The 14,470-nt window shown below is 62.4% G+C and carries 17 protein-coding genes and 4 pseudogenes; 8 read left to right on the forward strand and 13 right to left on the reverse strand.

Annotation, left to right across the window (positions count from 1 at the left end):
• Positions 1 to 62: 62 nt before the first annotated feature.
• The 5 genes from V2B23_RS29925 to V2B23_RS29945 form a co-directional block, all read right to left on the reverse strand.
• Complete coding sequence (locus V2B23_RS29925; protein ID WP_430953559.1) at positions 63 to 578, reverse strand: ribbon-helix-helix protein, CopG family; 516 nt, start codon at positions 576 to 578, stop codon at positions 63 to 65.
• Positions 575 to 763 (reverse strand): hypothetical protein, encoded by a 189-nt coding sequence (locus V2B23_RS29930; protein ID WP_430953560.1) that lies wholly within the window; start codon positions 761 to 763, stop codon positions 575 to 577. Before V2B23_RS29930 ends, V2B23_RS29925 begins: the two co-directional genes overlap by 4 nt.
• Positions 764 to 765: 2 nt before the next feature.
• Positions 766 to 1,293 (reverse strand): RNA polymerase sigma factor, encoded by a 528-nt coding sequence (locus V2B23_RS29935; RefSeq protein WP_430953561.1) that lies wholly within the window; start codon positions 1,291 to 1,293, stop codon positions 766 to 768.
• A 123-nt stretch (positions 1,294 to 1,416) separates the two neighbouring features.
• Entirely contained in the window at positions 1,417 to 1,728 is a 312-nt protein-coding gene (locus V2B23_RS29940; RefSeq protein WP_430953562.1) for a hypothetical protein, read from the reverse strand.
• Between the two features lie 118 nt (positions 1,729 to 1,846).
• Positions 1,847 to 2,008, reverse strand: coding sequence for a hypothetical protein (locus V2B23_RS29945; RefSeq protein WP_430953563.1), 162 nt, complete (start codon positions 2,006 to 2,008; stop codon positions 1,847 to 1,849).
• Between the two features lie 121 nt (positions 2,009 to 2,129).
• Between V2B23_RS29945 and V2B23_RS29950 the strand changes: the two genes are divergently transcribed.
• Entirely contained in the window at positions 2,130 to 4,265 is a 2,136-nt protein-coding gene (locus V2B23_RS29950; protein WP_430953564.1) for a CHAT domain-containing protein, read from the forward strand.
• A gap of 94 nt (positions 4,266 to 4,359) precedes the next feature.
• On the opposite strand, the gene V2B23_RS29955 is transcribed toward V2B23_RS29950, so the two are convergent.
• The gene (locus V2B23_RS29955; protein WP_430953565.1) at positions 4,360 to 4,569 is read right to left on the reverse strand and encodes a hypothetical protein; all 210 of its coding nucleotides are present in this window, start codon (positions 4,567 to 4,569) and stop codon (positions 4,360 to 4,362) included.
• Positions 4,570 to 4,579: 10 nt separating this feature from the next.
• Between V2B23_RS29955 and V2B23_RS29960 the strand changes: the two genes are divergently transcribed.
• A complete protein-coding gene (locus V2B23_RS29960; RefSeq protein WP_430953566.1) occupies positions 4,580 to 5,191 on the forward strand; it encodes a poly-gamma-glutamate hydrolase family protein in 612 nt (203 codons plus the stop codon).
• A 126-nt stretch (positions 5,192 to 5,317) separates the two neighbouring features.
• Positions 5,318 to 5,713 carry a hypothetical protein gene (locus V2B23_RS29965; RefSeq protein WP_430953567.1) on the forward strand — a complete coding sequence of 132 codons (396 nt, stop codon included), beginning with the start codon at positions 5,318 to 5,320 and terminating at the stop codon, positions 5,711 to 5,713.
• A 226-nt stretch (positions 5,714 to 5,939) separates the two neighbouring features.
• Here V2B23_RS29965 and V2B23_RS29970 read toward each other — a convergent pair.
• From V2B23_RS29970 to V2B23_RS29980, 3 genes and pseudogenes are all read right to left on the reverse strand, one after another.
• A pseudogene (locus V2B23_RS29970) lies at positions 5,940 to 6,128 on the reverse strand (IS6 family transposase); the annotation flags it as partial.
• A 6-nt stretch (positions 6,129 to 6,134) separates the two neighbouring features.
• Positions 6,135 to 7,484, reverse strand: a pseudogene (locus tag V2B23_RS29975) (PQQ-binding-like beta-propeller repeat protein); the annotation flags it as partial.
• Positions 7,485 to 7,723: 239 nt separating this feature from the next.
• A complete protein-coding gene (locus tag V2B23_RS29980; RefSeq protein ID WP_430953568.1) occupies positions 7,724 to 8,602 on the reverse strand; it encodes a MurR/RpiR family transcriptional regulator in 879 nt (292 codons plus the stop codon).
• 336 nt (positions 8,603 to 8,938) lie between these two features.
• Here V2B23_RS29980 and V2B23_RS29985 point away from each other — a divergent pair.
• A pseudogene (locus tag V2B23_RS29985) lies at positions 8,939 to 9,079 on the forward strand (IS6 family transposase); the annotation flags it as partial.
• Positions 9,080 to 9,159: 80 nt separating this feature from the next.
• Here V2B23_RS29985 and V2B23_RS29990 read toward each other — a convergent pair.
• Both V2B23_RS29990 and V2B23_RS29995 read right to left on the reverse strand, forming a co-directional pair.
• Positions 9,160 to 9,875 (reverse strand): annotated as a pseudogene (locus V2B23_RS29990) (IS6 family transposase).
• Positions 9,876 to 9,937: 62 nt separating this feature from the next.
• The gene (locus V2B23_RS29995) at positions 9,938 to 10,477 is read right to left on the reverse strand and encodes a TetR/AcrR family transcriptional regulator (protein WP_430953569.1); all 540 of its coding nucleotides are present in this window, start codon (positions 10,475 to 10,477) and stop codon (positions 9,938 to 9,940) included.
• A 101-nt stretch (positions 10,478 to 10,578) separates the two neighbouring features.
• Between V2B23_RS29995 and V2B23_RS30000 the strand changes: the two genes are divergently transcribed.
• Entirely contained in the window at positions 10,579 to 10,983 is a 405-nt protein-coding gene (locus V2B23_RS30000; RefSeq protein WP_007732132.1) for a nuclear transport factor 2 family protein, read from the forward strand.
• A gap of 247 nt (positions 10,984 to 11,230) precedes the next feature.
• On the opposite strand, the gene V2B23_RS30005 is transcribed toward V2B23_RS30000, so the two are convergent.
• On the reverse strand, positions 11,231 to 11,470 hold the full coding sequence (locus V2B23_RS30005) for a hypothetical protein (RefSeq protein WP_125461296.1): 240 nt from the start codon (positions 11,468 to 11,470) through the stop codon (positions 11,231 to 11,233).
• A 156-nt stretch (positions 11,471 to 11,626) separates the two neighbouring features.
• Between V2B23_RS30005 and V2B23_RS30010 the strand changes: the two genes are divergently transcribed.
• Both V2B23_RS30010 and V2B23_RS30015 read left to right on the forward strand, forming a co-directional pair.
• Positions 11,627 to 11,812, forward strand: a complete 186-nt coding sequence (locus tag V2B23_RS30010; protein ID WP_430953572.1) for a transposase — start codon at positions 11,627 to 11,629, stop codon at positions 11,810 to 11,812.
• Positions 11,728 to 12,081 carry a transposase gene (locus tag V2B23_RS30015; protein WP_430953570.1) on the forward strand — a complete coding sequence of 118 codons (354 nt, stop codon included), beginning with the start codon at positions 11,728 to 11,730 and terminating at the stop codon, positions 12,079 to 12,081. Before V2B23_RS30010 ends, V2B23_RS30015 begins: the two co-directional genes overlap by 85 nt.
• Here V2B23_RS30015 and V2B23_RS30020 read toward each other — a convergent pair.
• A complete protein-coding gene (locus V2B23_RS30020; RefSeq protein ID WP_241896194.1) occupies positions 12,036 to 12,173 on the reverse strand; it encodes a hypothetical protein in 138 nt (45 codons plus the stop codon). The genes V2B23_RS30015 and V2B23_RS30020 overlap by 46 nt on opposite strands.
• Positions 12,174 to 12,732: 559 nt before the next feature.
• Here V2B23_RS30020 and V2B23_RS30025 point away from each other — a divergent pair.
• Positions 12,733 to 14,358: an MFS transporter gene (locus tag V2B23_RS30025; RefSeq protein WP_430953571.1), complete on the forward strand. Its 1,626-nt coding sequence runs from the start codon at positions 12,733 to 12,735 to the stop codon at positions 14,356 to 14,358.
• The last annotated feature ends 112 nt before the right edge of the window (positions 14,359 to 14,470 follow it).

A 14,470-nucleotide genomic window follows, 5' to 3' on the forward strand; every position in this document is an offset into this window, starting at 1 on the left:
TGTCGTCATCTCGGCACCTCCTCGCCGAGCATTCACTCAGCTAGTCGGGCCGAAACACCGTTTTAGAGACAGTCCCCTTCGCGGCGCTGTCGGCGTCGGATCAGGAGGTTGCGGTTCGCTTCGCCGTTGAAGATTTCTTTGTTGACGGCGGTTTCGAGGTCGAACGGGGTGCCAGCGAGGCGTAGTTGGGCGAGTTCGACGAGGAAACGGTCGACGGCGATGCGGATCAGCTCAGCCCGGGTGATGTGGTGGGCGTCGGCGAGATCGGACAGCCGATGCGCGAGGTCTTCGTCGACGTGCATATTGACGTTGCGCGGGAACGTGGGTCTGCTCGCCCGATTGCGCTCCCGCGCTTGGACGATCGCGGCCAGGTCGGTGTGGTCGGCGAGGATCCGGCCGAGCGCGACCCGGATGACGGCGCTGCGGCGGCGCTGCCCGAATGGTTCGGCGACCGCGCTCAGCGCCAGATGCGCTTCGGTGGACAGTTGCATCCGGATCGGGGGGCCGATGGGTGTGCGACCCATCTGGCTTGGCCAGTCGTCGATCTCGTCGTCGTACTCGGTGCCCGTAATGGTCATGGCGCGGTCGGGTCGTCGTCGTTCTCGCGCGCGCGGGCGGCGTTGTACTCGTCGAGTACGTGGTCGACGGCGCTGGTGGGGATCTGCACCTGCGGGCCCACTGTGTCTCGGATGCGGCGGCGGACCTCGGCGAGGAATGCGAGTTCGCGTTGCAGCTGCTCTTTGTCGTCGGGCACGGTCGACACGCCTACGAGGTCCTGGTGGGTGCGAGCAGTGCGGTCAGTTGTGTGCGGGCCCGGTTGATGCGGGTCTTGACGGTGGCAACCGGGATGCCTTGGTGTTCGGCGATGTCGGCGTAGGACATCTCGGCGAACTCGCGGAGCACGATCGCGACGCGGAAGTCCTCGGGAAGCTCGGACAGGGCCCGGCGGACGGCGTCGACGTCGGCGACCCGGTCGGCGGTGAGGGGGGCGGGGTCTTCGAGTTCGATGACGTCGAAGTCGGCGATGGTCTCCTTGCGCTTGCGCACCACGGCCAGCGACGCGTTGGCCGCGATCCGGTAGAGCCAGGTCGAGACCTTCGCCTCGCCCCGGAACTTGTGCAGGTTCTGCCACGCCGAGGTCAGCGTGTCCTGGACAGCCTCTTCGGCGTCCTCACGGTTGCCGGCGACCCGGAAACAGATCGACCACAGGCGGTGTCGGTAGCGGCCGACCAGCTCCGCGAACGCGGTCTCGTGCCCCTGCCGGCACAGCGCCAGCAATTCCCCATCAGTCACGTCAGGATCCCCCCAGGATCTTTTCGATCGGCTCTTTCAGCCGCCGGGAAGTGTATCGGGCGGCAGGCGGCCCCGCCCCGCGCAGGGCAGCGCGGAGCGGCGATTTCGTAGCGTCGAAGCTGGTCAGAGGCCGTTGCCGTCGAGGTCGATGTCCTCGTCGCCGTCGTGATGATGGGCGGCGAAACCGTGGTCGTCGATGCCGCCGCCGAGATCGATGCCGTCGCCGTGGCCGGGTCCCGGGTCATCGTGCAGCAGGCCGGCGAGATCGCCGGCGATCGGGTCCGGGTCGGCGTCGTCCATGTCCGGGACCAGCGAGGAGTCCGCTTCGGGGGTGGCCGGGTCGACGGCATGCGCGAGCGCGGAGTCCCAGACGTCGTCCGGGACCTGGTCGAGGGCGTCGTCGGCCGAGATGCCGAGAGCATGCCACAGGCTCACGTCCGGTTCGGTCATCGCGCTACCGCCTCCCGTCGAAAAAGGTCACCTACCGGTTGGATGCAGCCAGAGGCGGAAAGGTTCCCACCAATTCTGACGTGCCCGGACTGATGGCGTGCGGTCACGTCCCGATCAGGTCGACCATCGCCCACGGCCGCGGCTGCAACGCCATCGCCGTCTCGTCCGCAGGAGCACCGCCAACCAGGTCTGGATCGGTGTCGTCGGCGACGAGCATCGTGTTTCCTGAGTCGGCCCAGGCGCCCTCGAACTGGGAGATCGGCACCTCGAGTCCATTGCCGTCCGGGTTACCAGGGTCGGATGAGTTCCTTCGCAAACGTATTTCATGGAGAGCGCGCCGCGACCTGGGCATCGACGTTGCTCCTGAGGGGCTGACCGCCAGCGACATGCTTGCGATTGTCGCCGGCTATCACAGGGCTGGAAGCGACGGGCAGCTGACGAACATCGGCAACGACATTTATGACCTGGCACTGAACCTGTACAACTCGGGCGCACTGCACACCGATGACGAGACCCGCGCCTACGTTCTCGAACTCCTCGATGTGGCCGAGGAGGCGTGGAAGAACTTCGCCGTCAATGGCCTGTTCGCGGTATCGCTGTCTCGGGCCCGCATCAAACTGATCGTCGAGAAGGGCGCCGACGTTGAGGACGCGACGGATACATTCCTTCGTGTCAATGAGCAGGCGCTCCGCTTCAATACAAGACGGCGTGCTCTGGTTGCTGCCGTTCGATTCGGGACTGTCGCAAGCCCGGCGGTGTTGGATCGGATCCAGACCCTGATCACCGCAACGGATTCAATCCATACCGGTTCCGAGAACGCACATCTGCACGGGATGCTGGCGGAATTTTGGCTCCGGTCCTGCCGCGCCGACGAAAGGTCGGGGTCTACACCCCCGTGGGAAGTGGCTGAAGCTGCTGCGCTGACTGCCGCGCCACTGCTGCGCCCAAACGGGGTGAGCCTGGATCCGGAGCTCGAGGCGGTGGTCTGGCAAGCCGCAGCAGCAGCAATTCCTCTCGGAGAGAGATCAGGCATGAAGCTTGAGCGCCTGCTCCGTTCGATCGGATGTGTAGCGGAACTCATGGTGACCATCTCCACGACCGTCGATCGCAGGATGATCGCGATCCAGTTCGCATCCGTATTCTTTGAGGCGGCCGAGCTTTCTGTGACGCTGGGGGATCATGCGGCTGCCGATCTGATCATGGAGGCAACCCGGCGCGATCGAGTAGGTCTGCTGCTCGCCGAACTCGTCGCGAACCCTGCCATCGCGAACACTATCCGCGCCGCCGCCCTGGCGGTCACAGACAGTAACCGAATGGCCCCCGATGCCCCCGTCAACGATGAGGACGAAGAGGAAAATGACGGTGGGATTTCTGCCGAGAGGCTCGAGGACCGTTCTGCCGCAATCCTCGACGACCGTGCTCAAGCAACCACAGAAGCGGAGCGGATCCTCGGCCCACTCGGCGCATTGTGCGATCCGCAGCTACTGAACACGATGACGGCACGGCGAATCCTGCGTCAACGGCCGATCGACGAACCCACCGCTGTTCTCCAGTTGCTACCCCTCTCCGGCGTCCTCGACTACCACAGCACGAGCAGTCGTGTCACCGTGTACAGACGCCTCACCTGGACGACGGGAGCGACCGTGCACGAGCACCTCGATCGTGTACATGTCCCAAAGAAGATGCTCACCGGTTCGCCAGGAGACGCCGACCTGTTCACCCATGCGGCCCGCTACGCGGAAGCGCTGCTCCCCAAACCACTGCTGACCTTGCTCAATACGGTCACGATGGAAGTGCCGGCGCGGCTACTGGTGGTGCCCACCGGGTTCTTCCACATTCCCTTCGACTACCTCCCAATTCCGGGCGGACGCCTGATCGACAAGGCGGTCATCAGCCTGCACGGATCATTGACCAGCATCAATTCCCTCATGCACATCGAACAGGCCGCATCAACGGCCCCGTCGCTCGCCGTCTATGACAGTGTGAAGCTTGGGCACGCCGAGGACGAGTACCGCTCCATCGTCGAGCACCTCAGCGACGTCCGTCGCGTGGACTCGGCTACCGAACTCGATGCGACACTCCACGAAGCTGAAACCTCCTGTATTGCACTCCTCGCCATGGGTGTCCACGGCACAAGGGACAAGCAAGGTTGGGGTCAGGCGAAGATAATGCCGGACGGAAGCATAGTGACTGCCGCCGACGTCCTCCGGTGGGACGTACCACGACTGTGCGTCCTGGCGTCCTGCCATAGCTCTCTGATCACGGTGGACGGAATCGAGCTTGGAGGGTTTCCGTTGGCACTGATGCTGCGCGGTGCCACGACCGTCATCGGTGGGCTATTTCAGATACCTGACGAGTCGACCACCGCCATCATGAAGCACTTCTGGGCCGGTCTCGGGCAGGACCAAAACGCCGTCCGAGCCTTGCGCAATGCCAAGCTTTCCTGGCTTTCCCAATCCAGCACCAGTAAACGCCCCCGTACCTGGACTGGGCTGATCACTTATGGTGCAGCCACGAGGTGACGATGAAAGCATCCTCCAACCATGGCAGTGGCGGCCGACCCGCTGCACCGCCGCGATCCGCCGACGGAAATCGGCCCGTCACCTTGCGCGAAGCTCAGACCTCTCCGTACAGCACTCCAGCGGAGCCGGCACTGATCGCCGAGCTCGGAGCGGCGTCTGGACAACAGGTACGGATTACTGCATGCGGGTCCACCGCATTGTTCACCCTTGTCGAGTCCCCCTGCACGATCACCTCGACGAGGTCTTCCTGACCCCAGCCGGGACTGTCCCGGCTGGGCACTCCCGCCGATATCGAGGCCTTCATCGACCTCCGGGTGATCCGAGACGCGGTCGATGAGAATGAAGCACGGAATCGAAGCGAATTCATCGAGCACCTCGTCGAGCTAGCCGCGCACCCGTCCCTGATCACCGTTGCGCCTCACTGCGGCGCCATGGAACGACACACCGACCACCAGGCGGAGTATGTGGCCCGGGTCCTGGGCCAGGATCGTGCCAGCGCGTGGATGTGCAAAGGATGGCACCGAGGCGGAGGTGCGTTCGCGAAGTGGCACATCACCTCACAAGACATCTCCGAACGCAGCTTTCCGTTGCTGAACACGATCCTGCAGCGCCGTTTTCAGCATGCAGTGGCCTTCCACTGCTACTGCGGAGGCGAGGTCCTGATCGGAGGCGGAGCGGATCTCGCGGTGAAGACCGCGCTGCAGAACTCCATCACCGAGACACTGTCCGGCAGCAGGATCAACGTTCGTGTCGTAGCTCCCGGAAATCAGTACGCCGGATGCGACCCAGCTAATCTGGTCAATCGGATCACAGCTGACAACAATGGGATTCAGATCGAGCAGGGCCGGCAGGCCCAAGTGGAGTACTTTTCGGCCAATGCCGAGGCCGCGGCCCACGTCTACCGGGAGCTGACAAGCCTCCGCTGACCGAGATCGAGTTTCCGCTCGTCACGGGGTAGTCACCGGCGCCGCGAACAGTTGTGCGTGCCGAGATGTCTCTTCCTGCACGAGGCCACACCGAACAGCGGAGGCCGCACAAGACAGGAGATGACAATGGGCACAACGAAGCTCGTCACCTCGGGCGAGGCCCGTGGGTCAGTACCGGTACGACGGCGGGTGCAGCGGGTCATGGCATTGATGGTCGCCGCCTTCGCTGTCGTGCTCGGGGTGATGGCCACCTCGTCCGCGACCGCAAACGCGGTCAGCACCCAGTGCGGGGGCGGACGGTGCACGGTCTACCTGAGCAAGAGCGAGACCGCCGCGATGGCGCAGGGGCGGGCGCCGGCGTTGCCTGCGGCCACCCCGTGGCAGATCAAGGCGAGCTATGTCGCTCTCGTTCAGGGGCATCGCTGGTTCGCACAGCAGTACACGAACCGCGGCTGGTGCTCAGCCTTCCGGCTCTCGATCTACCCGTGGGAGAGCCAGGGCTACACCGGCTACCGCTGCTAACCACATGACGGATGATGCCCCGACCGCCTCTGCGGTCGGGGCATCATCCTGTTGCGGCAATGGAAGACAGGACCACCGGAGACGTCCGTCGATCGACCGACACGGCCAGCGCGAGCGTCGATCCCAACGCACGCGGTTCCGCCAGCACTGTCACGTTAATCGAAAAGTAGAGCGGCACATCTAGTTTGGGATAGTTTGCGACCGGGAACCGTCGGACAGTTCATTTTCAGGCGGCGGTCGCGGTGACTTCTTGCCAGACAGCGAAGCGGCCGGCCATCTCGGTACGCCATTCGGGCGCCGCGAGCCGGTGTCGGCCGGGCCGGAAATGTGGTGAAATGCCCGAGAAGGCAGACAGAAAGCGTTGCGCGTGCCCGGCGGAGGTGAAGCGTTTCATCGCCCGCTCCCGCTGCCGACTATCCAGACCGACAAGCGATTCCGGGCTGGGCCAGCTACCGACGACCACTGTACGTCCGGTCATTACCGGCGCAGCACGATCAACGAAACTCTGATAGGGAGACAGGTCAGTACGCCCCCATATCACTCGACCGGAATCTGCGTCGAGTCCCCGCAGGTGCGACATGTCTCCGACGACAACAGTTCCTTCGTGAATCAACGGATCGGCAAAGGCGAACAGCCACAAAGGGTCCGGCGACGGATTGCGCCAGATCCCTCGGCCGGTTCCGAGGTCGAGCGCAACGACGTCTCCAGAGACTTCCACGGCGATCAGGGTGTTGCCGTGCCGCGCCGGGGTGCTCTTGACGGAGGAGTTCAGTTCCGCACGCCATCGGAGAGCTCCGCTGAGGAGATCGAGTGCCTCGATCGCACCATATGCGCGGTCTTCGTCTTTGACGGAGGCGATCACCATGTCGCCGGACACGAGCACAGGCGCGGTGTGTGCGGCTCCACCCAACTGCGCTCGCCATCGCGCTAGCGCTGACGTCTGTGTAGGAGCGGAGACGAGCGAGGAGATGGAAGGAAGGCTGAAGGTGCTGCGCTCGAGACCATTTCGAGCCATGGTGCGGGTATCGAGTGATATCTCCTCGCCGTCCCATCGCACCACTCGGAACGAGGGAGGACTGAAGTCCAGTCCCGCGAACAAAGGGGTGGGCGTGTTGACGTGCAGTGTCGTGCCGACCTTCACCACGCGGGAAGTATGTCGGTGGCCGAAGAACGTCGCTATCGGCTGGTGTGGGAGTCCGCCGAGAATCGAGTGCCATGGCTGGTCGTGGCTCAGTAGGATCCACGGCGTACCGGTTGGGATGGATTCGAGATCGGCCTTGATCCACGCATCCTGCACTTCGTGATCGATTCCCAGTTCGTGGGTGTGCCAATCGAGCGCGATGACGTGTAGCCCGGGCATGTCGAACGAATACCACCGCGGCCCGAGATTGCGTTCATAGGCACTCGGATCCGCAGTATGGATGGCGTAGTTGTTGCGGCTGAGGACACCGGTGAGCGAACCACCCATGTGATCGTGATTGCCAGGGAGCAGATGAATCGGCAGCGGACTGGATTCCACGGCGACGCGAAGCTCCGCGTACTCGTTGTCGATTCCTCGGTCGGTTAGGTCACCGGTGGCAACCACCGACGAGAGGTCCGGAACGGTTTCGGCGACACGTCCGAGAAACTGGGAGAACAAGGGCCCGGATCCGAGCTGCGTTGGTTGCGGATAGTATGGTCCGCGCCCGACGTGGGTATCCGATGTGAATGAACTTGTGCGGGAACAGGTCCTCGCCCGGCCGAAGAATGAACGTGAATTCTTCTGTCGCAGAAGGCACGAACCACTGTTGGCAACTGGTACCCGCGGGGCGGGTGACGAAGACGAACGGCCCCTTCGGAATCAGACTGAAGCTACCGTCGTGAAGAGTTGACGTGACTGTGACACCGTCACTGACAAGTACCCCGGGCCGGGGTATCCCGGTTTCGGACATGACTCGACCACGCATGGTCGTACTCCTTGATGTGGGCTGGTTTTGCGGGTGTATGTGGGGTTGGGTGCGAGTGCCGAATTCAGATCCGATGTTCGGTGACGACGTCGCCGGCCATCTCGACTGCGTGACGGGCAGGTTCGTGCCGAAGAGTGATCGCAACGTACAAGGCGTCGAGAACGGCCAGGTGAACGATCCTGCTGGCCATAGCCTCGACGCGATATCTGGTTTCCTTGCTTCCTGCAACGAGTCGATGGGAGACGATGTCGGTCAGCGGCGAGGAAACAAAGCTGGTGACCGCCACCGTGGTTGCACCGGCGGCGGCGGCAGCGCGCATGGTCGTGAGGGTTTCGACGGTGGAGCCTGTGTGACTGATGGCAAAACACACGTCGTCCGGGGTGAGCATTCTCGCCGTCACATGCTGGACGTGTGTGTCAGGGTTGAAGGTTGCGTCCAGCCCGAGAGTGGTGAGTCGGTAAGCGATGTCGGCAGCCAGCGGCGCTGAAGTGCCCACAGCGGCGAAAATAATTCTGCGTGCCCGGATAAGCTTGTCGACTATCGCCTCGGTTTCGATGGCACTGATCGACGAACTGGAACTGATGAGCGCAGAGCCACTACTGTGCAGCACTTTCCGCAGAATATCCTCTGCAGAATCATCGATCTTCACCTCCTCCGGCAAGTGAGTGGAATCCGGTGCAACCTCACGGGCGATACTGAGCTTGAGATCCTGATACCCGCGCAGGCCCAACCGTTGACAGAATCTGACCACCGTACCCACGGACGTTTCCGACGCGGCAGCCAGATCGCTCACCGAAATCTGCATGACCCTAGCGGGATTCGACAAGACGAAACGACTCACGCGCTGCTCCGCCGCCGATAGAGCCGACGATCGCATCCTGATCTCTTCGAGCACCGCCGTCTGAGGTACCCGCAGTTGATCACTCACTCGTGTGTCCGGCATGCCCAAAAATCTAGGCGGCCGTCCTTAATCGTTGGGGCCGCCCAAGTGAACGACGGAAAAACATTCCATATCCAATCCATTCACGGAACTTGATTCCACATCGCCTAACGTCGGCGTCCACAATACCGAGCGAGATGACCAAACTACGATGCGCTGCCTTGACAATCGGGCAGAAGAACCCCGAATCCCGGTTCCCCCCAGAGGCGCAAAACCAGCGGTTCCTGCGATGCGACGGAATCGTTCTTCTCGCTCCTACAGAACCACGGTCGACAACCCGACACGAACTCCGGATGGCACTGTCACCTTGCTGGACCCGACAAACTGGGAGAATGTGGAATGACCACCGCAACGCCGTCGTACAAAGGCCACTGCTACCCGGTCGAGATCATCAACCACTGCGTGTGGATTTACTTCCGGTTCCCGCTCAGCTTCCGTGAAGTCGAGGAACTCATGCTCGAACGCGGTGTCGTGGTGGCGCTGTCACGTTGATTGAAAAGTGTCGCGACACAGTCGATTGTTGAGATGTCGAGATGGAACACCGTCGGGTTGTTTGCCTTTCAGGCGGCAACATCGGTCGCGGTGACCTTCTGCCAGACCGCGAAACGGTCCGCCATCTCGGTACGCCATTCGGGCGCCGAGAGTCTGTGCCGGGTGGGCCGGAAATGCGGTGAGATACCCGAGAAAGCAGAGAGGAAGCGTTGCGCATGTCCGGGTGATGTGAATCGTTTCGTCGCCCGCTCGCGTTGTCTGGTCGGCTGATGGGAATTCTCGGCCCGGTTGTTCAAATACTTGGACCGGCGATGCTCGACCGAGGCCAGCATCTCGCGGTGAGCGACGCTGTAGCTGACCAGCTTGTCGGTAACGATCACCCGCGGAACATACTGCAAGCCCTTGAGCAGATTGCGGAAGAACTTCTTGGCCATCAACGCGTTTCGGTAGGCCTGGACCAGCACGTCGAGAACGGTTGCCGTCCTGGTCGACCGCCCGCCACAGATAATGTTGGCGGCCATTGATTCGGATGCAAACCTCGTCAAGGTGCCACTTTGTCGCCGGGCCTGGACCGCCGTCGACGCAACTGGTTTGCGTAGGCCTGCCCGAAACTTCGCACACCACCTTTTGGATCGTCTCGTAACTCACCACGACACCGCGTTCGAGCATGAGTTCCTCGACTTTCACGGAGACTGAGCGGGAACCGGAAGTAGAGCCACACGCAGTGGTTGATCATCTCGACCGGGTAGCGGTGACCTTTGTACGACAGGATCGGGGTGGTCATTCCACATTCGCCCAGTTTGCCGCGTTCAACAACGTGACAGTGCCACTTCGATGGCGGCCAGTTCATGGCCCAGTTACGCGTAAAGCAAGTTCAGTCACGCGGCGCAGTTGCTGTTCGTCGGCGCCGTCGCGGGCGTAGGACGACAAACCGACGAGCAAAACATGGGTGAACGCCGCCAGCGTCTCCGCGTCTGGGACAGCCTCGCCGTCCACGGTCACTTCTCGCAGCCGGGCGGCTGTGATCTCGCGGTTCTGGGTGCGGTTCGCGCTCAACCCGGGCTCGGTGTTGACCAGACATCCACACGGATGCGCCGCGCTCGGATACTCCTCCGACGCGCGGTCGAACATCGCTTTGAGCACCTCGCGTGCATTCGTCCCGGCGAGCCCGGCTGTGGTCACCGACTCCGGACTGGCTTCGTAACGCGCTACTACCTCCTCGAACAGTGTTCGCTTGTCCACGAACGCCGCGTACAGACTCGGCGCCGAAATCTCAAGCTCCCGGGTGAGATCGCTGATCGAGGTCTGTTCGTATCCGCGCTCCCAGAACAGGCGCATCGCCGTATCCAAGGCGGCGTCTCTATCGAAGCTTCGTGGTCGGCCCATTCACCGATTGTATAACGATCACTACAGATGTGATACCGTTCTGTATCGATCACTACAGAAGTGGCGACACCACACCACCAGCAGCTCGAGAAAGGGCACTCATGAACACCACCGCAGAGACCACCACCGCCTTCCTGCAGCGTCTCGGCGCACAGGACGCCGAAGGCCTGGGCGAGCTCTTCGCCGACAAGATCGACTGGTTCGTTCCCGGAAACCCGGATTTGGCATCGTGGGTGGGCAAGCGGACACGCAACAGCGAAGTGCCGGAGTATTTTCGATCCCTTTGGGCTGCAGTCGAACCCGGCAAGAGCGTCGTCTCGGTCGAGGCTGTCGTCGCGGACGGCGAGAACGCAGTCATCTTCGGCAGCTTTGACCATGTCGCAGTTCCCACCGGCCGACCCTTCCATACCGATGTCGCCCTGCGGCTGACCGTGACGGACGGAAAGATCACGCGTATGCACCTTTTCGAGGACACCGCTGCGACAGCTGCGGCATACGCGCCCTGAGCACTGCGGAAGTTTCGGGGCGTATCAGGTCACAGGCGCGTCGTTAGGGCGCAGGTTTGGTGATGCCCAACCGGCTCTAGCTCCAACGCCGATAGATCTGTCCTATGTCAGGTAGAGGCTCGAATGGCTTGCAAGAGAGGCTATTCGGACATTAACCTCGAGGACATTATGTTCGGGAGTAGATCTCGGGCTACCAGTAATCGGGACCGCGAAGCTAAGATTCGCGCCAGAAGAGCGTCGGGCGCGGTCACGGATTTATGCCGTTGGCTGCTGTTGTGGCCGCTATCCACCGATCGAGTGTGCTCTTAGCGGTGCCGTTGTCGATGGCGTGTGCCCCGCAGTCGAGGGCGGCGCGGAACCGGTCGTTGATCGAACGATGGAACTGCTCCGGGTGCCGAGATAGTTCGTCGGCGACCAGTCCTGCCGCAGCGTTGAGGTCGGCGTCAGCTTCGCGGCGGCGGGCACCTCCCATCCGGGGTTTGCTCACGTCCGGAGTGTCCGCTCCGAGATTGGCGTATCTACGCTGTTCGGAACGTGTTTGAGAACTCGTGATCGTGGGCGGTGCTGCGGTGTAGAACGATGGGTGGGCTCCTGGTTTGGTCAGTGATTACCAATGTCGCTGCCCGTGCCCAGGAGTCCACGAATGCCATCATCGCCGATCTCGCTGTGCCCGTCGTGCCCGCCCCATCCGTCGCGCGGGCATTGCTGCGCGGTGTATCCGTCGTCGTCGCTGACCGACGCGCAGTGGGCGATCCTGGAACCGTTGCTGCCGCCGCCGGGCAACACGGCAGGTCGCGCGGCAGGCCCGAGAAGCATTGCCGCCGACTGATTCTGGATGCCATCTTCTACCTGGTTCGGGGTGGTATCGCGTGGCGGCAGCTACCGGCGGAGTACCCGCCGCCGATGACTGTATACGCGGTCTTCGCTCGCTGGGTGCGCGGAGGTGCGTGGCAACGCATCCAGGAACCTTCTGATCGCGGTGGGCGTCACAAAACCGAAACCCAATGTAATGCGTGTATGTCCTTGGCTGGAAGTCGCTCTCTGGCCATCCATCAGTCCAACTTGTTGGTCTCGAGAGCACCGAGCTCACGAACGTGAACGCGGACCCACGATGGTCCGAAAAGAAGCTCCACGCCCCGCGGGGCGTCACCTCTGGGGACGGTCAGCGAGGCCCCTGCGTCCGTGGTCATGAATTTCAATGAAGTCGCGAACCCCCCAGGCCTGAGTCCTAGGCTTTTGGGGTGACGGCATAGCTCGAGGTTCTGACAGCTCACCGAGCCCCCGAAACTGCCCTGCGCCGCGTCATCCGCGAAATCCGGACGAACGGAGACCCAGAGGGCGCAGCGCTGACCCCAACGCCCGGAACTCCCCCGACATCGGCGCAGGCAAGGGACGGCTGCCGAGTATGGCGGGACGGTGATCAGCTCTGCATCGAACACGAGGACGGACGGCTGATCTTCGTCACCAACGGCGATAAAGCGTGGGATTTCACCGCCGACGCGCAACCCCCCCGCACCTGTTCTCCAGGCCATCTCCCCTGTCTAGATGTCAACAAGTTCCTACTACGGCGCAGAACTGCCACCGACAGGACAAGCGACGTCTTCAACCTGCCCACAAGCGAAGTAGACGAAGCCGAATTCGCCGGACGGCGTTCCTGGACAGTCGAACTGACCCCGACTCCCCCCACACTGCACCCGCTACGAATCTGGATCGACATCGAATCCGGCCAAATTCTCGGCTATCACTCACATCGCTGTCGGCTTGTTCTTCGCCCAGATTCTGATGTCCTTCAATGTCGCCGCACTCCCCGTCTCCCTCGGTGGCATGGTCGAGGACTTCGGCGTCGCACCGACCGTCGCAAGCACGACCATCGTCGTCTACGGCCTGGCAGTGGCGGCGTTGGTGATGGTCGGCGCCAAACTCGGTCAACGCATCGGGTGGGTCGTGATCTTCCGTGTCGTCGTCGCCACCTTCGCGTGCTCGGCACTGATGATGATCCTCGCCCCGTCCATCGGATGGGCCATCGCCGGCCAAGCCGTCGCCGGCGCCTCCGCCGCGATCATCGTGCCGTCACTGGTCGCGTTGATCGCCGAAAACTACCGAGGAGCACAACAAGCCACCGCTATCGGATCCCTGGGATCGGCACGGGCAGTGTCCGGATTGAGCGCGTTCTTCGTCGGCGGCGCTCTCGGCACCCTCGTCGGATGGCGCCCGGTATTCGGTATCGTCCTCGTCCTCGCAGTCCTCGTCTTCGCACTCAGTTTCACCCTGCGCTCCGATCGCGGGCATGCCGGAATCAAGATCGACCTCATCGCGGCAGCCCTCATCGGTGCGGGTGTCGTCCTACTCACCCTCGGCTTCAACAACCTCAACGGGTGGGGAGTCTTCTTCGCGTCCCCGGACGCCCCGTTCGACCTCCTCGGGCTTTCACCTGCTCCCATCTTCATCCTTGTCGGAGTGATGCTGGGTCAAGCTTTCTTCACCTGGACCCGCCGCAGAATCCGTGAAGGAAAAGTCCCCCTCGTCGACCTCTCCGTACTGGGAAGCTCACGCGAGCGCGCGGCCGTGTATGCCATGTTGATCGTCGTCGCACTCGAGGCAGCACTGAACTTCACCGTCCCCCTCTACATCCAGATCGTTCAGGGACGAACACCATTCGACACGGCCCTGGCGATGATGCCGTTCAACCTGACCGTATTCGTCACCGCGACACTGGTTGTCCGCTTCTACAAGCGTTACAGCCCCCGCACCATCGGCGTATTCTCGTTCACCCTCACCACTGTCGCGCTCGTCTGGCTCGCCTACGTCGTCACCAACAACTGGGAGACCATCCCCACCATCGCGGGCCTGATCGTGTTCGGCATCGGCCAAGGCGCACTCGTCACCCTCGTCTTCAACGTCCTCGTCACCTCGGCCCCCAAGGAACTCGCTGGAGACGTCGGGTCCATCCGTGGTACTACCCAGAACCTCGCTTCCGCGGTCGGCACCGCACTGGCCGGTGCCCTTCTGGTCACGATCTTGAGCTTCAGCGTCGGTCAAGCTGTCGTCAGTAATGTCGATCTCCCCGAATCCCTTGTAGCGCAAGTCGATCTCGACAACGTCAACTTCGTCAGCAACGACCAAATCCGCGAACTCCTCGACACCACCGACGCGACGGCCGAGCAAATCGACACCGCCATCGCCGTCAACGAGGACGCCCGACTGAACACCCTCAAACTGGGCCTGCTCATCCTCGCTGCCATCAGCGCAACCGCGATCATCCCCGCCACCCGCCTACCCAACTACCGCCCACACGAAATCCCGGACCCGTCAGAAGACGAAGAAGCACCGGAGAAGCCAAGTGCGGGCGCAAAAAATCGGCGACGCCTGCCCTAGTAGTTCAAGTGTCCGGCCTGAACTTCCTGACGGATTGAACCGTGCCGGGTTTCTTGCCGCTCCTATGCTGGCGACATCTCCGGCTGGAGAATCGATAGTTGAGAGTAATAGG

It is taken from the genome of Rhodococcus sp. 24CO (genome assembly GCF_050586165.1).
In the GTDB taxonomy this organism is placed as follows: domain Bacteria; phylum Actinomycetota; class Actinomycetes; order Mycobacteriales; family Mycobacteriaceae; genus Rhodococcus_F.